19 protein-coding genes and 1 pseudogene are annotated in these 20771 nt (G+C 73.8%); 8 read left to right on the top strand and 12 right to left on the bottom strand.

The window, feature by feature from the left end; genetic code table 11:
- Nucleotides 1–27: 27 nt before the first annotated feature.
- The 4 genes from GVV04_RS17195 to GVV04_RS17180 are packed head-to-tail and all read right to left on the bottom strand — an operon-like array spanning nt 28 to nt 2451.
- Nucleotides 28–624 (bottom strand): hypothetical protein, encoded by a 597-nt coding sequence (locus GVV04_RS17195; RefSeq protein ID WP_161689037.1) that lies wholly within the window; start codon nt 622–624, stop codon nt 28–30.
- Nucleotides 625–628: 4 nt separating this feature from the next.
- The gene (locus GVV04_RS17190; protein ID WP_161689036.1) at nt 629–1060 is read right to left on the bottom strand and encodes a YbaB/EbfC family nucleoid-associated protein; all 432 of its coding nucleotides are present in this window, start codon (nt 1058–1060) and stop codon (nt 629–631) included.
- A gap of 9 nt (nt 1061–1069) precedes the next feature.
- Nucleotides 1070–1948, bottom strand: a complete 879-nt coding sequence (locus GVV04_RS17185) for a WXG100 family type VII secretion target (RefSeq protein ID WP_328822427.1) — start codon at nt 1946–1948, stop codon at nt 1070–1072.
- Between the two features lie 44 nt (nt 1949–1992).
- A complete protein-coding gene (locus GVV04_RS17180) occupies nt 1993–2451 on the bottom strand; it encodes a type VII secretion target (RefSeq protein ID WP_235966243.1) in 459 nt (152 codons plus the stop codon).
- Nucleotides 2452–2607: 156 nt separating this feature from the next.
- Between GVV04_RS17180 and GVV04_RS17175 the strand changes: the two genes are divergently transcribed.
- From GVV04_RS17175 to GVV04_RS17165, 3 genes are all read left to right on the top strand, one after another.
- Nucleotides 2608–3549, top strand: a complete 942-nt coding sequence (locus tag GVV04_RS17175; protein WP_161689035.1) for an ABC transporter ATP-binding protein — start codon at nt 2608–2610, stop codon at nt 3547–3549.
- A 16-nt stretch (nt 3550–3565) separates the two neighbouring features.
- On the top strand, nt 3566–4303 hold the full coding sequence (locus tag GVV04_RS17170; protein WP_161689034.1) for an ABC transporter permease: 738 nt from the start codon (nt 3566–3568) through the stop codon (nt 4301–4303).
- A gap of 144 nt (nt 4304–4447) precedes the next feature.
- On the top strand, nt 4448–5206 hold the full coding sequence (locus GVV04_RS17165; RefSeq protein WP_161689033.1) for a VOC family protein: 759 nt from the start codon (nt 4448–4450) through the stop codon (nt 5204–5206).
- 9 nt (nt 5207–5215) lie between these two features.
- Here the strand turns inward: GVV04_RS17165 and GVV04_RS17160 are convergent, their stop codons facing one another.
- The gene (locus GVV04_RS17160; protein ID WP_161689032.1) at nt 5216–5797 is read right to left on the bottom strand and encodes a TetR/AcrR family transcriptional regulator; all 582 of its coding nucleotides are present in this window, start codon (nt 5795–5797) and stop codon (nt 5216–5218) included.
- Nucleotides 5798–5894: 97 nt separating this feature from the next.
- Here GVV04_RS17160 and GVV04_RS17155 point away from each other — a divergent pair, with 97 nt between their 5' ends.
- The gene (locus GVV04_RS17155) at nt 5895–6824 is read left to right on the top strand and encodes an alpha/beta hydrolase family protein (RefSeq protein WP_161689031.1); all 930 of its coding nucleotides are present in this window, start codon (nt 5895–5897) and stop codon (nt 6822–6824) included.
- A gap of 77 nt (nt 6825–6901) precedes the next feature.
- Here GVV04_RS17155 and GVV04_RS17150 read toward each other — a convergent pair whose 3' ends face one another.
- The 4 genes and pseudogenes from GVV04_RS17150 to GVV04_RS17135 all read right to left on the bottom strand — a co-directional run.
- On the bottom strand, nt 6902–7732 hold the full coding sequence (locus GVV04_RS17150) for an ABC transporter ATP-binding protein (protein ID WP_161689030.1): 831 nt from the start codon (nt 7730–7732) through the stop codon (nt 6902–6904).
- The gene (locus GVV04_RS17145) at nt 7729–8805 is read right to left on the bottom strand and encodes a FecCD family ABC transporter permease (RefSeq protein ID WP_161689431.1); all 1077 of its coding nucleotides are present in this window, start codon (nt 8803–8805) and stop codon (nt 7729–7731) included. The genes GVV04_RS17150 and GVV04_RS17145 overlap by 4 nt, the downstream gene beginning before the upstream one ends.
- Before the next feature lie 34 nt (nt 8806–8839).
- Complete coding sequence (locus GVV04_RS17140; protein ID WP_161689029.1) at nt 8840–9778, bottom strand: ABC transporter substrate-binding protein; 939 nt, start codon at nt 9776–9778, stop codon at nt 8840–8842.
- A gap of 401 nt (nt 9779–10179) precedes the next feature.
- Nucleotides 10180–11496, bottom strand: a pseudogene (locus GVV04_RS17135) (M14 family metallopeptidase); the annotation flags it as partial.
- Nucleotides 11497–11713: 217 nt separating this feature from the next.
- Between GVV04_RS17135 and GVV04_RS17130 the strand changes: the two are divergent.
- Nucleotides 11714–13054 (top strand): peptidase C39 family protein, encoded by a 1341-nt coding sequence (locus tag GVV04_RS17130; protein WP_161689027.1) that lies wholly within the window; start codon nt 11714–11716, stop codon nt 13052–13054.
- A 74-nt stretch (nt 13055–13128) separates the two neighbouring features.
- On the opposite strand, the gene GVV04_RS17125 is transcribed toward GVV04_RS17130, so the two are convergent.
- The 3 genes from GVV04_RS17125 to mqnE form a co-directional block, all read right to left on the bottom strand.
- On the bottom strand, nt 13129–13410 hold the full coding sequence (locus GVV04_RS17125) for a DUF4229 domain-containing protein (RefSeq protein WP_161689026.1): 282 nt from the start codon (nt 13408–13410) through the stop codon (nt 13129–13131).
- A 73-nt stretch (nt 13411–13483) separates the two neighbouring features.
- Nucleotides 13484–13918, bottom strand: coding sequence for a hypothetical protein (locus GVV04_RS17120; protein WP_161689025.1), 435 nt, complete (start codon nt 13916–13918; stop codon nt 13484–13486).
- Nucleotides 13919–13940: 22 nt separating this feature from the next.
- Complete coding sequence (gene mqnE, locus GVV04_RS17115) at nt 13941–15110, bottom strand: aminofutalosine synthase MqnE (protein WP_161689024.1); 1170 nt, start codon at nt 15108–15110, stop codon at nt 13941–13943.
- A 239-nt stretch (nt 15111–15349) separates the two neighbouring features.
- On the opposite strand from mqnE, the gene GVV04_RS17110 reads away from it, so the two are divergent.
- The 3 genes from GVV04_RS17110 (at nt 15350) to GVV04_RS17100 (ending at nt 20705) form a co-directional block, all read left to right on the top strand.
- Entirely contained in the window at nt 15350–16849 is a 1500-nt protein-coding gene (locus tag GVV04_RS17110) for a C40 family peptidase (protein WP_161689023.1), read from the top strand.
- Nucleotides 16850–16963: 114 nt separating this feature from the next.
- Nucleotides 16964–18625 carry a hypothetical protein gene (locus tag GVV04_RS17105; RefSeq protein ID WP_161689022.1) on the top strand — a complete coding sequence of 554 codons (1662 nt, stop codon included), beginning with the start codon at nt 16964–16966 and terminating at the stop codon, nt 18623–18625.
- A gap of 196 nt (nt 18626–18821) precedes the next feature.
- On the top strand, nt 18822–20705 hold the full coding sequence (locus GVV04_RS17100) for a DEAD/DEAH box helicase (RefSeq protein WP_201753579.1): 1884 nt from the start codon (nt 18822–18824) through the stop codon (nt 20703–20705).
- Nucleotides 20706–20771 lie beyond the last annotated feature (66 nt).

Below are 20771 nucleotides of genomic sequence, written 5' to 3'. Positions count from 1 at the left end.
GCCCGCGCCGGACGGGAGGGTGACCCCTCAGGTGAGGGCGGCGGCGATCGCGCGCAGCGGGTCGCCAGACTGGGCGATCGGCACCGTGAAGGCGGCCCAGGAGCCGTCGGTGAAGTCGATCCGCAGCCGCTTCGGGTTCAGCCGGTGCCGGCCGACCCGGGCGGCGGCGACGGCCGCCCGGGGCACGGACCAGGCCACCTCCAGCTCGGCGGTGGACGGGTCACCGCCTCCGGACCAGATCGAGGTGGGGCCGGTGACGCAGAGCAGCAGCCGGCCGTCGGTGGCCGCGAGCACGCGCTCCCGCAGGCCCGGCCGCGCGGCGACCTGCCGGTCGGCCAGGGCCAGCCGGGACGCCGCCGAGCCGGGTGCGCCGCGCCCGGCCACGCCGTGCAGGACGCGGTCGACCGCCCGGTCGCCGGCGGCGAAGACCACCAGCGGGGAGAGCACGTTGAGCAGGATTCCGAGCAGGCCGGGGCCACCGCCCGCGCCGGCGTCCGCGTTCGGTCCGGCCGGCGGCTCCGGCGCGGTCACCCCGGCCGCCACGTCGGCCTCCGCGACGGCGAGCAGCCGCTCGCCGGGCGTGAGCAGCCGGGACACCCCTTCGGCGTACGGGCCATCCGGCATGGCGTCAGTACCGGTCGAACCGGTCGTACCCGGCGGTACGGTCCTGGCCGGTGTACCCGGCGGTGCGGTCCTGGCCGGAGCGCCCGGCGGGGTCCTGGCCGGAGCGCCCGGCGGGGCGGTCCTGGCCGGCGGCGCGGTCGCCGACGACCTCGCCGACCAGGTCACGCACCCGGGCGGCGGCGGCCTCCTGCGCACGGTTCGCGGCGGCGGTGAACTCCTCCGCCAGCGTGTACGAGTCGAGACGCATCGCCCGGGCGTCCAGTTCGGACGACAGGATCTTGCCGTCCGCGCCTGCGGTGACCCGCACCAGCCCGGAGTCGCTCACCCCCTCGGCGCTGCTCTGCTCCAGCTCGGTCATCCGGGAAGCCAGCTCCCGCTGCCAGCCGTCAAGGTTGCGGGCCAGCGCCTCGATCCGGTCCAGGCCGGGGAAGGTCATGTCGTCCTCTCAGTTGCCGATGGTGTCGAAGATGTTCTGCACACCCGTCGTGTACGGGCCGAGGTCCTCACGGTACGTCCCGTCGTGCAGGTAGTTGCGGTCCTTGGTCCCGTCGGAGATGTCGTCCAGCCCCGTCCCGGTGTCCAGCAGCGCCCCGAAGAGGCCGTTGACGTTGACCGGGGACGCCACGTTGATGGCGAGCTTGCCGGGAAAGAGCGTCTTGAACCGTTCTATCTGGAACGCCCGCCCCTCGGCCGACCACCCGGTCGAGTTCCACGCCCGGTGCGCCTTCTTCGCCTTGCGAATCTCCATCACCGCCCGGCGGTAGCGGGTGAGCAGCTCGGCGACCTTCTGCAGCTTGGTGGCCAGCTTGGCGAGGATCTCCGCGAACCGGGCCACGATCTTGCACATCCGGCCGACGGTGGTGGCGAGCCGGGCGAACACCCGGACCACGGTCGCGGCCAGCGAGATGCCCGCGCTGAGCACCGCCGCGACCGCCGCGATGATCACCTCGGTCAGGAACCAGATCAGGAACTCCAGAATCAGCTCGACCAGCAGGTTGAACGCGTCGACCGCCGCGTTGGCCGCGTCGACCAGCACGTCCTTGGTGCCGTCCAGGCCCCGGGCCAGCTCCTCGATCGCCTCCTCCACCGACTCCATCGTGGCGTGGAAGCTCTCGGCCGCGTCGCCGGACCAGGCGCCGCGCAGCCGGGCCCGGTCGGCGACCTGGTCCCCGGCGAGCCGCCGGACCGCCTCCCCGGCGCTCATGCAGTGCTGTGCGGCGCGCATGAGGTCGTCGGGCTCGCCGGCGACCAGCTCCAGGAGCTGCTCAAGCGGCCACAGCACGGCGTTGGACAGCGGCTTGAACGGGTCGGGGGTGCCCGACACGATCTACTCGAAGTAGGTCTTGTTGCGCTGGAGCGCCTCGGTGCTCATCGGCCCCCCTCAGCCACGGTCGGGGCCGCCTGGGGCGTCGGTGACGGGGTGGCCGACGGTGACGGGGTGGGCTCGTGACCGGCGTCGGGCACGGGCGGCCGGCCGGGCATCAACGGGGCACGTTCGGGCGCGTCCGACCGGCCAGGCGCGAACAGGTCCCGGTTGTCCACGTCCGAGCCGGTGTACGAGCCGGCCGTCTCGTCCAGCCCTTCGGCGATGTCGGCCATCACGTCGGCCCCGTCCGCCAGCCCCTGCAGGCACGACTCGAACTGCTCGGCGTACGCGGCGGCCAGGCCGAACGACGCCGGCATCACGCCGAACGCGTGCCGGGGCACATGTGTGTCGCCGAACAACTGATGGAGTTGGCGGAACCGATCGGCCCGCTCCCGGGACGTCGTCGCGAACGCGCTCAGCGCCTCCGGCTGGACGTCGAGATTTCCGCTCGGGCTCGCCATCGACCCTCCCCTGTGTCCTGTGCGACGGGTCAGCCGCACCGCATTGGCTCTAGGTGAATCGCGGGATCTACCGACGACATCTGTCCCCGGTAGCGTGCGGGGAGTACACCATAGGGCGGCGGCAACTGTCCGCCGGCCGACCACGAAGGAGCCGTCATGATCCTCGCCCGCGCCGACCAGGCCACCCGCCGGTACGGCGACGTGCTCGCCCTCGACCGGGTCAGCCTCGACGTGCACGCGGGCGAGTTGGTCGGGTTGCTCGGCCCGAACGGCGCCGGCAAGAGCACCCTGCTGAACCTGCTGGTCGGGCTGCGCCGGCCCACCGCCGGCCGGGTCGAGCTGTTCGGCGGCGACCCGCGCGACCCCGCCCACCGCCAGCAGATCGGGGTCACCCCGCAGGAGACCGGCCTGCCCGGCACGCTGCGGGTCGGCGAGGTGGTCGACTTCGTCGCCGCCCACTTTCCGGACCCGGTCCCCCGGGGCGAGCTGCTGGACCGGTTCGGCCTCACCGACCAGGCCCGGCGGCAGACCGGCGGGCTCTCCGGTGGCCAGCGCCGCCGGCTGGCCGTGGCGCTCGCCTTCATCGGGCGGCCCCGGCTGGTGGTCCTCGACGAGCCGACCACCGGGCTGGACGTCGAGGCCCGCCACAGCCTCTGGGAGGCGATCCGCAGCTTCCACGCCGACGGCGGCACCGTGCTGCTGAGCAGCCACTACCTGGAGGAGGTGGAGGCGCTGGCGCATCGGGTGGTGGTGATCGGGGAGGGCAGGGTGCTGGCCGACGACACCACCGAGGCGATCCGCGGGGTGGTCGGCGTACGCCGGGTCAGCCTGGTCGCGGCCGACCTGCCGGCGCTGCCCGGGGTGGTCCGGGTCGAGCGCGTCGAGGACCGCACCCACCTGCTCACCACCGACGCCGACCGGCTGGTGCGGGCGCTGGTGGCCAGCGGCGCTCCGTTCCACGACCTGGAGGTGCGTCCCACCTCGCTGGAGGAGGCGTTCCTCGCGATCACCGCACCGGGCGGGCAGGACGTCGTCCCCGGCGGGACGGTCGCCCCACCGACCGCCGCCGACCACGCCGGCCAGCCCGCCACCGCCTGAGGAGACACCGGTTCCCGTGAGACTCGCCCTCGTGCACGCCCGCTACCAGCTCCTGGAGACGATCCGGATCCCGGTGGCGGTCTTCGGCAGCGCCTTCTTCCCCGCCGTGTCGATGCTCTTCTTCGTGGTCCCGTTCGCCGGGGACGATCCGACCGGCGCCACCTACGCCACCGCCGCCATGGTCACCTTCGCGGTGATGAGCGCCAACATCTTCCAGTACGGCGTCGGCGTGGCCGAGGACCGCGCCCAGCCCTGGAACCCGTACACCCGCACGCTGCCGGCCGGCCCGGGGCCGCGCTTCGCGGGCCGGGTGCTCGCGGGGCTGGCGCTGACCCTCCTCTCCCTGCTGCCGGTCGTGGTGATCGCGGCGCTGCTCACCGACGCCCGGATCAGCCCCGGGGCGTTCGGCCTCGCCGTCGCCGCGGTCGCGCTGATCTCGGTGCCGTTCACCCTGTTGGGCCTGTCCATCGGGTACGCGCTGCCGAGCAAGGCGGCGATCGTGATGGCCCAGGTCGTCTTCTTCCCGCTGGCGTTCGGCGGCGGGCTGCTGTCCCCCCCGGGCAGCGCGCCCGCGTTCGTCGAGGCGATCGCGCCGTACCTGCCGACCCGGGGCGCGGTGGAGCTGATGTGGGCGGCGGTCGGTCCCTGGCGTCCCGCGCCGCTCTCGGTGGCCATGCTCGGCGTGTGGATCGTGGGGCTGGCGGCGCTCGCCGGGTGGGCGTACCGGCGCGACGAGGGTCGCCGCTTCCACTGACCCGCCCCGACGGCACCACGCGGAGGGCGGGCGGTCGACGCCGCCCGGGGCAGTTCGTCCCAATTCCGCCCGCCCGGCCCGGCCGCGGTGCCAGGATGCGGGCAGGGCGTCCCGCCGGGGCCGCCCCCTGCGAGAGGGGTCAGCGTGAGCACCGTCCCGCCGGGCACGCCGTGCTGGGCCGACCTGGCCACCCCGGACCTGGCGGGCGCGCGGCGCTTCTACCCGGAGCTGTTCGGCTGGACCGGCCGGATCGCCCCGCAGCCGGAGGCGGCCGGCTACACCACCTTCCTCAAGGACGGCCGGTCGGTGGCGGGCGCCGGGCCACCGGCCACCCCGGACCAGGTGCCGATCTGGTCGACGTACGTGGCGACCGACGACGCGGACCTGGTCACCACCCGGGTGGAGGCGGCCGGGGGGCAGGTGCTGGTCGCCCCGTTCGACGTGTTCGACCAGGGCCGGATGGCGGTCTTCGCCGACCCGGCCGGCGCGGTGTTCAGCGTCTGGCAGCCGATGGCCCACCCGGGGGCGGAGCTGTTCAACGTCCCGGGGGCGATGAGCTGGAACGAGCTGGTCACCCCGGACCCGGAGGGCGCGAAGGTCTTCTACGAGCTGGTCTTCGGCTGGCATCCGGAGGAGCAGCCGACGGAACCGGTCACGTACACCGGGTGGCGGCTGGGCGGGCGGGTCGTGGGCGGGATGATCCCGCCGCTGGGCGACGACTTCCCGGCCGATCTGCCGGCGTACTGGACCGTCTACTTCGCCGTGGCGGACGCCGACGCCACCGCCGCCCGGGCCGCCGAGCTGGGCGGCACGATCCTGGTCCCGCCCCGCGACATCCCCCAGGGTCGGCTCGCCGCCCTCCGCGACCCGCAGGGCGCCCTCTTCTCCGTCATCGCCCGCTGAGCTGCGCCGCTACTGCGGACGCAGCCCCGCGACGAGGATGTCGACCAGCCGGCGCGCGTCGTAGCGCGGGTCGTGGCCCGCGCCGATGCAGAGGTTGCCGACGCCGCGCATCAGCTCGTAGGCCGCCACGTCGGGGCGGACTTCGCCTGCTGCGGCCGCGGCGTCGAGCAGCCGGGCGCAGACGGGCACGAGGCGGTCGAGGAAGTAGGCGTGCAGGGCCTCGAAGGCCGCGTCGTCGGAGCGCAGCGCCTCAGCGAGGCCGTGCTTGGTGACGAGGAATTCGACGAAGAGATCGATCCAGCGGGCCAGTGCGACGCACGGGGTGTCGCAGTCGGCCAGCAGGGTCGGGCCGGCCTCGGCGCAGGCCTCGACCTGGTGCCGGTAGACGGCGACGACGAGATCCGCCCGCGTCGGGAAGTGGCGGTAGATCGTGCCGACGCCGACGCCGGCGCGGGCGGCGATGTCGCGTACCGGCGCGTTGACGCCGCAGGCGAGGAAGGCCGCGGCGGCCGCGTCGAGCAGGGCCTGCTCGTTGCGCCGGGCGTCGGCCCGCCTCCGCGCGCCTGACACCCCCGATTCGTCGACGGCCATGGCGTCACACCCCCTTGCCAAACGGAACACGGTTCCGTATCGTCTAGACGGAACGCTGTTCCGCTTCTTCATGATGTCACCCCAAGGGAGAAAAGTCATGCCTCACTCAGACCCGAGGGCCAGCGCGCCCGTTCCGGTCGTCTCGGTCGCTCCGGTGGCGCTGCCAGCACCGGGCCGCGGCGAGGACCTTCAGGTACGAGTCTCGGCGCCCGTGACCGGTCACGAACTGCCTGTCGTCGTCTTCTCGCACGGCTTCGGCTGGTCGATGAACGGCTACGCCCCGCTGGTCGACTTCTGGGCGGCCAACGGGTTCGTGGTAGTGCAGCCCACCCACCTCGACTCCCGGACGCTCGACGTCACCCCCGACGACCCCCGTCACCCCGAGATCTGGCGTTTCCGCGTCGCGGACCTCCGGCGCGTCCTCGACGAGTTCGATCGCGTCGAGGACGCCGTGCCCGGCCTCCGGGGGCGCGTCGACCGCAGCCGCGTCGCCGCCGCCGGACACTCCTGGGGCGGCCAGACCGTGAGCATGCTGCTGGGCGCACGCGTCCTCGGCGCCGACGGCACGCCCGGCGAGGACATGTCCGACCCCCGGGTCGGCGCGGGGGTGCTGCTGGCCACGCCCGGCACGGGCGGCACCGACCTGAGCCCGTTCGCGGCCGAGCACTTCCCCTTCATGAACCCGAGCTTCGCGCAGATGACCACGCCGGCCCTCGTGGTCGCCGGGGACCGGGACCAGTCCGGCCTGACCGTCCGGGGGCCGGACTGGTTCGCCGACCCGTACCACCTCAGCCCCGGCCCCAAGAGCCTGCTCACCCTGTACGGGGCGGAGCACTCCCTCGGCGGGATTCCCGGCTGGTCGGTCGCGGAGACGACCGACGAGAGCCCCGACCGTGTCGCCCTGCTTCAGCGGCTCACCTTGGCCTACCTGCGCAGCGCGCTGCAACCGGGGGACGGCAACTGGGCTGCGGCGAACGCCGAGCTGACGACGAGCACCCACCCCCTGGGCCGCGTCGAGTCCCGCTGACGCGCCGGTCCCCGTGCCGCGCCGGGGCGCGGGCCGGGCCGCACGGTTGGGAAGGGGCCCTTCCTATACCGAAAGCGTTAACAGGGTGCCCTTCCTTTCACCCGGGGGCGGACGGGGACCACGAGGGGGCCGTGCTCTCCGGGTAGGACGCGGACCGAGGCGCGGTAGTGCCGGGCCAGCAGCTCCTCGGTGAGCACGTCGCGGGGCGGCCCGGCCGCGGCGACCCGGCCGGCGGCGAGTAGGACCATCCGGTCGGCGTACTCGCCGGCCAGGGAGAGGTCGTGCATGGTGGCGAGGACGGTGAGGCCGTGCTCGCGGCGGAGCTGGTCGACCAGCTCCAGCACCTCCTGCTGGTGGCCGATGTCCAGGGCGCTGGTCGGCTCGTCGAGCAGCAGCAGGGTCGCCCCCTGGGCGAGCGCCCGGGCCAGGAAGACCCGCTGCCGCTCGCCGCCGGAGAGGGTGGCCAGCTCACGGCGGCCGAAGCCGGCCAGGTCGAGGCGGTCCAGCACGTCCCGCACGGCGGCCAGGTCGGCGGCGGACTCCCGGCCCAGCGACGGGATGTACGGGGTCCGGCCGAGCAGCACGTAGTCGAAGACCGGCATGCCGGCCGGGACGACCGGGGACTGGGCGACGGTGGCCACCACCCGGGCCCGGTCGCGGCGGCGCAGCGCCTCGCTCGGCGTACCGAACAGGGAGATGGCGCCCGGCGCGGGCAGCAGGCCGCCGACGGCGCGCAGCAGGGTCGACTTGCCGGCGCCGTTCGGGCCGATCACGGTGACCCACCCGCCCGGCTCGACGCGCAGGTCGACGCCGCGCAGGACCGGCGCCCCGTCCAGGGTGACGTGCAGGTCCCGTACCTCGACGGCGGGTGCGCCGGACGGCCGGCCGGCGGGGACGGGGGCGCTCACGTGAGCGCCCGGCGGGCGGTGCGCAGGACCAGCACGAAGAACGGGCCGCCGAGCAGCGCGGTGACCACGCCGATCGGGATCTCGGTGGGGGCGGCGGCGGTCCGGGCGACCACGTCGGTCAGCGCCAGGAACGCACCACCGAAGAGCAGGGACAGCGGCAGGACGACCCGGTAGCTCGACCCGGCGAGCAGCCGCACGGTGTGCGGCACGATGATCCCGACGAAGCCGATCAGCCCGGACGCGGAGACCGCAGCGGCGGTGCCGAGCGAGGCGGCGGCGATCAGCAGGTACCGGGAGCGCTGCGGGTGCAGGCCGAGGCCCCTGGCCTCGTCGTCGCCGACGGACAGCACGTCCAGCTCGCGGCGGTGCAGCAGCACCACGACGGTGGTGAGCAGGAAGTACGGCAGGACCAGCCGGACGTCGTGCCAGCCGGCGGTGGCGAGCCGGCCGAGCAGCCACGAGTAGACCTGCTGGATGGTGTCGGAGTTGCGCTGGAGCAGGTACGTCTGCCCGGCGGAGAGGAACGCGGACACGGCCACCCCGGCCAGGATCAGCGTCGCCGTCGAGCGTCCCCGCCCGCCGGCCGCCCCGAGCAGGTAGGTCATGGCGACCGCGCCGAGCGAGCCGACGAACGCGGCCAGCGGGATGGTGACCGGCAGCCCGGTCAGCGCGCCGCCCGCCCCGGCGCCGAGGGCGATCACGGCGGTGACGGCGAGCCCGGCCCCGGCCGCCACCCCGAGCAGGTACGGGTCGGCCAGCGGGTTGCGGAAGACACCCTGGTAGCAGCCGCCGGCCAGGGCGAGCAGCCCGCCGACCAGCAGCCCGAGCACCACCCGGGGCAGCCGCAGCTCGGTGACGATGGCGATCTCGCGCTCGGTCAGCCCGCTGTCGAGGCGCACCCCGGGCAGCAGGTTGAGCAGCTCGGCGGCGACGCTGCCCGGGGGGAGGCTGACCGGCCCGAGGGAAACCCCGGCGACGAGCGCGACCAGCACGGCCACCACCCCCGCGGCCAGCCAGCCGGGCCGCAGCCCGGCCGGCCGGTCCACGGGGGTGGGGGTCGGTGCTTTCCGCACGGCGGTGGGCCCGCTCAACGCCCGTCGTCCAGGGTCACGCCGGCACCTTGGCCACGGCGTCGACGACGGAGCGGAGCAGGTCGACGACCCGGGGGCCCCAGCGCGAGGCGATGTCGTCGTCGAGCGCGACGACCTGGTTGTTCTTGACGGCGGTGACGCCCGCCCAGCCGCTGCGCGCCTTGACGGTCTCGGGGTTCTGCTTGCAGCACTTGGTGTCGGCCAGGAAGACGAAGTCGGGGTTCGCCTTGACGATGACCTCCTGGGAGAGCTGCGGGTAGCCGCCGTTGCGCCCGTCGGCGTCCGACGGGTCGGCGATGTTCTCCAGGCCGGCGAGGGCGTAGATCGAGCCGATGAAGGTCTTGCTGGTCGCGCTGTACAGCTCCGGGCCCAGCTCGTGGTAGTAGGTCAGCTTCGTCGACCGCTGTGGCAGGTCCTTGGTCAGCTTGGCGATGTCGTCCTTCATCCGCCGGACCACGTCGGCCGCCTCGGTGGGGTGGCCGGTGAGCGTGCCGAGGTCGGTGAGCTGCCGGTAGGAGTCGTCCAGGGTGACCGCCGCCGGGGTGATCAACACCGGGATCTTCAGCGTGGTGAGCTGGTCGACGATCTTGTTGGTGTCGGTGGAGAGCACCACCAGGTCGGGGGCCTTGCCGGCGATCGCCTCGGCGTTCGGCTGGAAGCCGGACAGGTCGCTCTTCGGCGCCTCCGGCGGGTGGTCCGACTGGTCGTCGACGGCCGTGACCTGCTTGCCGGCGCCGATGGAGAAGAGCATCTCGGTCGTGCTCGGCGAGAGCGAGATGATCTTCTCCGGACGCTTCTCCAGCGTCAGCTTGCCGACGGTGGCCGGGAACGCGGCGGACGCCGAGCTGCCGCCTGCGGCGGGGGTGTCGTCGGAGCTCTTCTCGGCGCAGGCGCCGAGCGCGAGCGCGGCCACCGCGAGGGTCGCGGCGAAGAGCCGGGGGGTACGTCGGAACACATGTCCTCCTGTCGGTCGAGGAGCGTGGTGCTTCGCCGACAGGAGCCGTGGTGCGGATGCCCGTCCGCGAGGCGCCCTTCCTCGAAGGCGCGTATCGCGACCGCGCCGCAGGCGACCTGGCTCGCCACACACGGCGGCGCCGGCCGACCGGCCGACGCCTGGAAAGGAACCGGCCGTCGTGGCCGGCCCCACGCCCGCCCCGGAAGGGGCGGGACGCCACGGGTGGGGCATCACAGTTGCGGGACAGCGCCGGATTCACACCGGCTTCGCTGCGGAATGGTCGGTGCCACGGTAGCGCACGTTCCGCTCGCACCTGGCTGAGCCAGGGGTCATCTCGCTGCGCGCACGCCCCGTCACGGGATGGGGCCCGGCGTGGGCCCCACCCCGCAGGACGGTCAGGCGCAGTACTGCGCCTGCTTGTTGATCACCCGGTACGGGCAGTCGGCGTACTCGGAGAGCAGCAGGACCGCCTCCTTGTTCCGCGAGGTCTGGGCGGGGATGATCTCGTCGGGCGGGTAGAAGCCGCCACCGCTGCCGGACGAGCCGGGGTACATCTCGAAGGTGTACGCCCAGATGCCGTACGTCGCCCACATCCAGTCGAGGCTGTCGCCGTCGGTGATGTAGAGGTCGCTCGACTGCTCCGGGGTGTACCCGTTGGTGGCCGCCATCTGCTGGCCGAGCGTGGCGAAGGTGCTGTACTGGTCGGCGGTCATCCCGGTGGTGGTGTTCGCCGTGGTGTAGCCGAACGGCCAGAGAATGAGCTGCGAGTACGTGTGCCAGTCGATGTTGGCCTTGATCTGCTGCACCCCGCCGACGACCCGGCTGTTGACGAAGTCGCGCATCGCCTTCGTCTCCGGGGCGGAGAAGGCGGACGGGCCGCGGTAGGTCAACGACGACGCGGAGCCGGACGAGCCGCCGCAGCAGCCCCACTTGTAGCCCCAGTTCCGGTTCAGGTCGGTGCCGACCGCCGTCGAGCCGCTGTTGGGCTGCCGGTTCTTGCGCCAGGACCGGTACGACCCGGTGGCGATGTCGTACTCGCTGCCGTCGGGGTTGACGGTGGGGACGATCCAGATCTCCCGGGAGTTGACGATGTTGGTGATCCGGGAGTCGCTGCCGTAGCTGTCGGTGAACATGTTGAGCAGGTAGATCGCCATCTCGACGGTCAGGTGCTCGCGGGCGTGCTGCTGGGAGTTGAACAGGATCTCCGGCTCGGCCTCGTCGGTGGCCACGTTGTCGGAGATCTTCACCGCCATCAGGTCCCGGCCCTCGTGCGACCGGCCGATGCTGGTCTTACGCGCGATGGTCGGGTGGTCGGCGACCACCTTGTTGACCGCGGCGGTCAGCTCGGCGTAGTCGTGGTAGTTCGAGTCGGCGGACGGGAAGCCCAGGGTGCCGACCTCTCCGGCGGGTGCGGCCGGGACCACCTCCTTCTCCAGCCGGAAGCCGAGCCGCTGGATCGCCGACGCCTCGTCCGTGGTGGCCGAGACATGCAGGATGCCGTGCTCGCTGGAGTCGATGGCGGCACCGGTGCGGGCCACCGCGTTGCGGTCGGCCAGGGTACGTGGGCCGAGCACCCGGTACTCGGCGGCGGCCGGCTCGGCGGTGCTCTCCGGGGCCGGTCGCGCGGAGACCGGGCCGGTGGCGACGGTGAGGCCCAGGCCGGCGGCGGTGGCGAGCACCAGCGCGCGACGCAGGCGGACGGGAGTACGGAAGGCCATGGACAACCTCCTCAGGGCACGGGGAAATCCCGTTCTGTGTCGCACACTTCATCACCCGTCACATGGTCATATCAATATGTTTCGCTGCTTTCCCCATCCCGACCTGATCCTCACATTGGCAACGATTTTCCATCCCTCAACATCTGGCGAAACTTCCCTCCAGGCGGGATAGTGACCGGCAAGTACGCCCCGACCCGCCTCACTTCGCGGAGATCCCATGGTCAGCAGAGCCCTGCGCGCGGTCGCCCTTGCCGGCGTCGCCGCGCTCGCCCTCGGCGGCGCGGCCGTCCCTGCCCCCGCCAGCGCCCATCCCTCCACCGTCGCGCACGACGAGGAGATCACCTTCCAGGAGTGGTCCCGCTACCCCGACTGGCGCTCCGGCGCCCACCAGGGCACCCGGGCCGTCCCCGGTCACCACACCGGGATCACCATCGGCCGGCCCGCCGGCACCACCGAGTTCACCGACGAGCACAGCGGCACCACCGCCACCTGGGAGTACGCCACCTGGACCTCGCCGCGCACCAGGATCGGCTTCGACGCCACCGAGCTGGTCGCCTCGTGGAACGCCGACACCCCGGCAGGCACCTGGATCCAGGTCGAACTCCAGGGCACCTACAACACCGGTAGCCAGACCCCGTGGTACGTCATGAGCCGCTGGGCCTCCGGCGACCAGGACATCAAGCGGGCCACCCTGGACGGTCAGGGCGACCCGTGGTCGAGCGTCTGGACCGACACGTTCTCGATCGACGACGCCGAGGCCGGGGTGCTGCTGCGGTCGTACCAGCTCCGGGTCGGCCTCTACCGCAAGCCCGGCCAGGCGGCATCACCCCAGGTCCGGATGGTCGGCGCGATGAGCTCCAACGTCCCGGACCGGTTCACCGTCGCCCCGAGCCGGGGCGGGATCGCCTGGGGCACCGAGCTGGCCGTCCCGGCCCGCTCCCAGATGATCCACTCGGGCAACTACCCCGAGTGGGGCGGCGGCGGCCAGGTCTGGTGCAGCCCGACGTCCACCACGATGGTGCTCGAGTACTACCGCAAGCTGCCGTCGGCGCAGGACATGTCCTGGATCACCCCCGGCTACGTCGACCCGCAGGTGGCCCACGCAGCCCGGATGACCTGGGACTACGAGTACGAGGGCGCGGGCAACTGGCCGTTCAACACCGCGTACGCGGGTAGCTTCTCCGGCATCGACGCCCGGGTGACCCGGCTGCACTCCCTCGACGAGGTGGAGCGGTTCATCAAGGCCGGCATCCCGGTGATCACCTCGCAGTCCTTCCTCGCCACCGAGCTGGACGGGTCGAACTACGGCACCTCCGGCCACCTCTTCGTGGTCGTCGGCTTCACCGCCGACGGCGACGTGATCGTCAACGACCCGGCGTCGTCGACGAACGCGGAGGTGCGCAACGTGTACAAGCGGGAGCAGTTCGAGCAGATCTGGCAGCGCACCAAGCGCTACCGGGCCGACGGCACGGTGACCGGCGGATCCGGCGGCATCGCGTACCTGGTCAAGCCGGCGAACCGGCCCTGGCCGGTGGTCCGGGGCTCGACCAACTGGTAGGGAAAAACGGCACCGGGCCCGGCTCGTCCCCGGGGACGGCCCGGGCCCGGCTCACGCTCAGGCCCGGCTCACGCTCAGGGACGCTGGTCTCCGGGGCCGCCCTCGGCGGGCTGGTCGTCGCCGGCCAGCGCGGAGCGCAGCCGCTCCTTCTCGGCCCGGCGCCGCTCGGCGGCCTCCGACATCTCCCCGGCCATCTCGTCCCGCCAGCCCCGGAGCAGGAAGAACGAGAGCGTGGCGGAGAACGCCAACGCCAGCATCAGCTGCAGGAAGATGTTCATCCCGACCGGCCAGAGCGCCACGAAGACCACCGCGAACAGCCCGATCCGGCCCAGCGTGTACTTGACCGCCGCGCTCACGTTCGCACTCCGTTCTCCGCCGGCTCGCCGGCGGGAGGATACAGCCGCCGGCTCGCCCGGGCGGGAGGGTTGTTCAGCCCGTCCGCCGGGCCAGCCAGTGGACGCCAAGAAACCACACCACCGCGTACACCATGGTGAACGTCGTGGCCGCGAGCCCGCCGGAGACCATCGGCGGCAACCCGTCGACCAAGCCGGCCACCAGCAGGCCGCCGACCACGGCGAGCACGGCCGCCGCCAGCGCGGCCACCACCCGGGCCGCACCGAACTCCCAGGCCCGGAAGTCCTCCCAGTACAGCCAGGCGGGCAGGATGATCGCCAGCCAGCCGTTGGCCCGGCCGAAGTCGCCCGCGCCGACCGTGGCGAAGCCCCAGTCGAGCAGCAGTAGGGCGAGCAGGCCGATCACCATGCCGGCGAGGCTCACCCCGAGCAGGTCGCCGAGCGCGACGACGCGCCCCTGGGCATCGCGCCGGGGAAACCCGCCCTGGTCAGGCTGACTCGACTCGCTCATGGCATACGAGGGTACGGGCCGGTCAGGCCCAGACCTGCTGCGGCTCGGACCGGCGCTCGGCCAGCGACGGGGCGGCGTCGTACTCGCGGACGACCTCGTAGCGGGTGTTGCGCTCGACCGGACGGAAGCCGGCGTCCCAGATCAGGTGCAGCAGGTCGTCCCGGTGCATCGTGTTCGGGGTGCCGTACGAGTCGGCGTCGTGGGTGATCTTGTATTCCACGACCGAGCCGTCCAGGTCGTCCACGCCGAAGTTCAGCGAGAGCTGGGCCACCGAGAGCCCGTGCATCACCCAGAAGTTCTTCACGTGCGGGATGTTGTCGAAGAGCAGCCGGGAGACCGCGAAGGTCTTCAGCGACTCGGCCGGGGAGGCCATCGTGGTGCGGGCCTGGATCCGGTTGCGGACCTTGCCGTCCGCCGAGTCGACGAAGTCGTGCTGGTAGCGCAGCGGGATGAAGACGGCGAAGCCGCCGGTCTCGTCCTGGAGCTCACGCAGCCGCAGCACGTGGTCGACCCGGTGCCGGGGCTCCTCGATGTGGCCGTAGAGCATCGTCGCCGGGGTCTTCATGCCCTTCGAGTGGGCCAGCGCGTGGATCCGCGACCAGTCCTCCCAGTGGCAGGCGTGGTCGACGATGTGCTGCCGGACCTCCCAGTCGAAGATCTCCGCGCCGCCGCCGGTCAGCGACTCCAGGCCGGCGTCCATCAGCTCGTCGAGGATCTCGTCGGCGCTCAGGCCGCTGATCTTCTCGAACCACTGCACCTCAGTCGCGGTGAAGCACTTGAGCTTGACGTTCGGCAGCGCCGCCTTCAGCTCACGCAGCACCTTCGGGTAGTAGCGCCAGGGCAGCGTCGGGTGCAGGCCGTTGACGATGTGCAGCTCGGTGAGCTGCTCGTCCTCCATCTCCTTGGCCTTACGGACCGCCTCGTCGATGCGCATCGTGTACGCGTCCTTCTCGCCGGGCTTGCGCTGGAAGGAGCAGTACGCGCACGACGCCGAGCACACGTTGGTGAGGTTCAGGTGCCGGTTGACGTTGAACATCACCCGGTCGCCGTTCAGCTCGGTGCGCCGGTGGTGGGCCAACCGGCCCAGCCAGGTCAGGTCGTCGCTGTCGTAGAGGGCGATCCCGTCCTCACGGGTCAGCCGCTCCCCCGCGTACACCTTCGCTTCGAGCTCACGCTTGAGTCCGGCGTCCATCGAAAGCCACGTCCCTTCCACCTGCGGTCCGGTCGAGCCTACGTCGGGTCCCCGACGGGATGTCTGCCCGGTCGGGCACAGCGACGTACTTCACCGAACTCACAGCCGGTCGTTACCCGTCACCGCATCGACATCTTTGCTCCGGTGCGGTAAGACAGGGTGGGGCGTGCCACACCAGGACATGCCGCCGCCGCCGCGCCGACCAAGCGCGGTCCAGTTCACGCCGGACGGGGAGCGGAATGGTGCAGAGCCAGCAGAGCCGACGACGGCAACGACGGAGGCCCCCGCTGTTCTCTCCGGTGCTTCGACCAACGCTCTGGTCCGCCCTGCTCAGCCTGGTCGTCACGGCCGCGCTCGCCACCCCCGCGTATGCCGAGCCGCCGCTGCCCAACGTCGTCCCCGACACCGGGTCACGCCCGGTCGCCGCCGCCGGGGCCCAGTTGCCCGGCGTGAACGGCCCCGGCGGGCTCCCCGGCACGGGCAGCACACCCCTGGCGCCCCTCGGCAACGGTCCGCTCGCCGCCCTGATCGCCGCCGCCGAGGCCCAGGTGGGACTCCTCGGCGACCAACTGCTCGGGTTGCGCCAGACCCGCACCGAGGCGGAGGCCCAGCTCGCGACCGCCGACCAGGGCCTCAAGACGGCCCGCGACGGCCTGACCAAGGCCCAGGACGGCGCCGACGCCGCCGCCGCGGGCGCGTTCAAGGCCGCAGCCGCGCTGCCCCCCGGCGAGTTCGCCCGGGACCTGCACGGCCTCAACATGCTCACGCAGATCACCCGGGGCGAGCAGGCCGACGGCGCCACCACCGGCGCCGCCGGCGAGCTGGCCCGGGCCCGCACCGCCGAGCAGCTCGCCTACCAGGCGTGGCTGGCCGCCGACACCCGGGTGGGCACCGTCCGGGAGCAGTACGCCGCCGTGGAGAAGTCGCTCCGCGAGCAGGAGGCGAATCTGCTCAAGCTGCGCAGGGACAACGCCGCGCAGCTCATCGAGCTGGAGCGTCAGCAGGAGGCGGTCGAGCAGCAGCTCGGCGCGTCGTACGTCCAGGGGCAGAGCACCAACGGCCTCACCGCCAGCCCCGTGGCGCTGGCCGCGGTGCGCTACGCCCTGGCCCAGCTCGGCGACCCGTACGTCTGGTCCGAGGAGGGCCCGGACGCCTTCGACTGCTCCGGCCTGATGTGGGCCGCCTACCGGTCGGCGGGCTACCGCCAGCTCCCCCGGGTCTCCCGCGACCAGTACTACGCGACCCGGGGCCGGGCGGTGAGCCAGGGCGCCCTGCTCCCCGGTGACCTGCTCTTCTTCGCCTCCGGCAGCAGCTGGACGACGATCCACCACGTCGGGATGTACATCGGCGGCGGCAAGATGGTCCAGGCCCCGACCACCGGCCAGACGGTGAAGATCTCCACGGTTGGTTGGTCCCGGCTCTACGCCGCGACCCGGGTCGTCGGTGCGGTGCCCGGCCCGCCCACGTCCCCCACGCCGAAGCCCACGAAGCCGCCGACCACGCCGAAGCCCACGCCGAAGCCCACGCTCAGCCCCACGCCGACGAAGTCCCCGACGCCGAAGCCGACGACGCCGAAGCCGTCGACCACGTCCCCGCCGCCCAGCTCGTCGCCGACCCCGTCGCACTCGCCGTCGGCGAGCACGCCGGACACCCCGCCGCCGGCGCCGACGACCCAGTCCAGCAGCCTGGCGCCGAGCGACAGCGCCTCACCAAGGGCGTCGACGACCCAGGCCGGCTGAGGCCAACCGTCCACTCCGGCTGTGCGGCCTGGCGGGAATGTGGCACCGTGACACCCATACACTCCCGGCCCGGTGCCACGGGTGCGGGGGCGAGCGCGGGCACGGAGGACGACCATGGGCAAGCAAGAGGTTCCGGCGGAGACGGTCGACCCCGGATCCACGCCCGGCCCCGCCGACCACGCGGCCGGCACGGGGGACGCCCGGGCCGGTACGGCACCGGGTGACGACCCGGCGGTGACACCCGGCCGTTTCCGCGACCCGTCGGGGCCGACCGGGCGGGCGGCCGTGCCGGCCGGGGCCGCGCGGGCCCGGGTGAGCGTCGCCGCCGCCCCGCCACAGGGGGTGACGCTGCCGGCCGCCGCAGCGAGCGGCGGGACCACCTACCGCGCGGGCACGCCGTCGTCCTGGTCGGGTGCCGCCACGGCCGAGCGGCGCACCGCCGCGCCCACGACGGGTGACGGCGTCCCCGCCCCGGCGACCGCCGACGGGCCCCCGGCAGCCCCGGCCGGCAACCCCGCCGTGGGCGACGATGACGCCTCCAACGCCGCTGCGGCCGGCCCGGGGACCGCCCGGCCGGCGCCCGTCGTGCCGGCCCAGCGCAGCGGCGACGCCGCGCCCGCAACTGCCCGGGCCAGCGCCTCGGTGCCCGGCCTGAGCCGGATCTCCGCGGGCGAGGCCGGGGCGGCGAGGAACGCGGGCTCCTCCCCCGGCTCGGGCGGGACGACGCACGGCAGCGCCAAGGTGTACCGGTCGACCCCGGTGAGCCCCGAGCCACCCGAGCCGGCGCGGCCACCGGTGCCGCCCGTCCCGGAGCCGGAGCCCGCCCCGGTGCCCGCGCCGCCGGTCCCCGAGCCGACCCCGCCGACGCCGGTCCCCGGACCCAACCCGCCGTCGCCGGTCCCCGGCCCCACCCCGCCGTCGCCGAATCCCCCGGTTCCCGAGCCGACGCCGCCGGGCCCGGGTCCACTTCCACCCACGCCCGGGCCTGGTCCGATCCCGCCCGCGCCGCCGGTGCCGCCCGCGCCTGGCCCGGGTCCGATCCCGCCCGTACCCGGGCCGCCGGTGCCGCCGCCACCGCCCCCCGGCCCCATGCCGGCGCCGCCGTTCCCGCCGCCGCCGATGACCGCGTCGGCGTCGGCGGTGCAGTTCCTCCCGGGCCGGCCGGCCTCCGCACCGCCGGCTTCGGACGCCGGCGTGGGCTGGCCGGCTCCAACGGCGGGCACCACGGGCCCGATCGCGGGCGGGCCGCCACCGGCGAGCCGACCGCCGGCCGCGGCGCCGCCCCCGGTGGTCCCGGCTCCCGCGCTGCCGGCCTGGCCGCCGTCCGAGCCGACCTCCCACCGCGATGGCCCCGCAGTCCGCCCGGGCGCGTCGACGCCGGGCCGGCCGGTCTCCGGCAGTCCCGCTCCCACCGCCGACCGACCGACCCCCGGCCTGTACGGCGCCGCCCCGACCACCGCCTGGCCGGCGGCACCGACGCCCGGCCGACCGGATCCGGCGACCGCCGACCTGGCCAGCACCGCATACGGCACCGAGGGGCCGGGGTTCGCCACGATCGCGCTGCCGACGGGGGCCGCGCTGGACAACTCAGGCTCCCTGACCGGGCACATCCTCGCCCAGGGCTGGGCGGACGCCCCGACGCCCCGGTCGCGCACCACCAAGGTCGTGGCCGTCCTGGCGGTGTCGCTCGGCCTGCTCGTCGCGATCGGCGTGCTGGTCGTCCTGGTGGCCAACGACGCCATGGGCGGTCTGGTGGGAGGTTTGCTCAACAAGTGACGCCGCGGGCAATGGTGAGCCCGCCCACTACCCGTCGCGGCGCGGTGGCGGGTTTGCCGAGTCGCCGTACACTTGATGACGATCACTGACCTGGCGGCGCGCACGAGGCGCGCCCATGGGCGATCTTGCGGGCGATTCGGCGGCGTTCAGCTGCGGCAGGCCATCGCGAAGATGCGCCCCGCTCGAGAGGCATTTCTTGACCACCTTTGCTGACCCCAGTACGTTCCCGTCCGCCTTCGACGCCTCGGCTGGACAGACCCCTCCGGCCGGCACCGGCGACGCCGCTGTCGCCGCCGCCCCCGAAGAGCCCACCCCGGCCGCTGACTTTGACGCCGCCGACGCGGCCGTGACCGCCGAGGCCGACGCCACGCCGGAGTCCAAGGCCAGCTTCGCCGACCTCGGGCTGCCCCAGTCGCTGGTCCGGGCGCTCGACCGGCAGGGCATCACCACGCCGTTCCCGATCCAGCAGGCCACCGTCCCCGACGCGCTCGCCGGCCGGGACGTCCTCGGTCGGGGCCAGACCGGTTCCGGCAAGACCCTCGCCTTCGGCCTGCCGCTGATCGCCCGGCTCGCCGAGCGCAACCGGGCCCGCCCGCTGCGCCCGCGGGCCCTGGTGCTGGTCCCCACCCGGGAGCTGGCCATGCAGGTCAACGACGCGCTCGTGCCGCTCGGCAAGGCGGTCGGGATCTTCCTCAAGACCGCCGTCGGCGGCGTGCCGTACGACCGGCAGATCGACGCGCTCCGCCGCGGGGTGGAGATCGTGGTGGCCACCCCCGGGCGGCTGGGCGACCTCATCAACCGGGGCGTCTGCCAGCTGGACGACGTCGAGGTGACCGTGCTCGACGAGGCCGACCAGATGGCCGACATGGGCTTCCTGCCCGAGGTCACCGAGCTGCTGGCGAAGACTCCCGCCAGCGCCCAGCGGCTGCTCTTCTCGGCCACCCTGGACGGTGACGTCGACTCGCTGGTCAGGCGGTTCATGACCGATCCGGTCACCCACTCGACCGCCCCGGCCACCGCTGCGGTGTCCACCATGGACCACCACATGCTACTGATCCCGCCGCACGAGAAGTTCGCCGTGACGGCCTCGATCGCGGCCCGGTCCGGCCGGACCATGCTCTTCGCCCGGACCCAGCTCGGCGTGGACCGACTGGTCGAGCAGTTCGCCGCCGTCGGCGTGCGGGCCGGCGGGCTGCACGGTGGTAAGACCCAGAGCATGCGGACCCGCACCCTCGCCGAGTTCCGCGAGGGTCGGATGGACGTGCTGGTCGCCACCGACGTGGCGGCCCGGGGCATCCACGTCGACGGGGTGACCCTGGTGCTGCACGTGGACCCGCCGAAGGACCCGAAGGACTACCTGCACCGCGCGGGGCGTACCGCCCGGGCCGGCGAGTCCGGCGCGGTGGCCACCCTGGTGCTGCCGAAGCAGCGCCGGACCACCCTGGCGATGCTGGAGAAGGCCGGGGTCGAGCCGATGGAGAGCCGGGTCCGGGCCGGCGACCAGGTCCTGGCCGAGCTGACCGGTGCCCGCGAGCCCAGCGGCGTGCCGGTCCGCGCCGAGCCGTCGGCACCCCGCCGAAGCGGCGACCGCTCGTCCGGACCGCGCCGGTTCGACGACCGTGGCGGCCGGGGCGAGCGCCGCTACGGCGACCGCCCCACCGGCGAACGTAGCTACGGGGACCGCCCCACCGGCGAACGCCGCTACGGCGACCGCCCCACCGGCGAGCGAGGCTACAGCGACCGGCCCACCGGCGAACGTAGCTACGGGGACCGGCCCACCGGCGAACGCCGCTACGGCGACCGCCCCACGGGCGAGCGAGGCTACGGCGACCGGCCCACGGGCGAGCGTAGCTACGGCGACCGCCCCACGGGCGAACGCCGCTACGGGGACCGGCCCACCGGCGAGCGAGGCTACGGCGACCGGCCCACGGGCGAGCGCCGCTACGCGGGCGAGCCCGGCGGGGACCCGCGCACCGGCGACCGGCGGGGCGGTTTCCGGCCCGAGGGACGCGGACGGGACGACCGGCCGCGCGACGACCGGCGCGGGTTCGGCGGACGGCCGCCGGCGCGTACCCACTGATCTGACGAAGACCGGAACGCCGTCGCGGAGCCCACGCTCCGCGGCGGCGTTTCCGCATGCGCTGCC

This window comes from Micromonospora rubida, assembly GCF_009908295.1.
Classification (GTDB): domain Bacteria; phylum Actinomycetota; class Actinomycetes; order Mycobacteriales; family Micromonosporaceae; genus Micromonospora; species Micromonospora rubida.
Note: the sequence above shows the minus strand (reverse complement) of the source record. Positions and strands in the feature narration are given on the sequence as shown.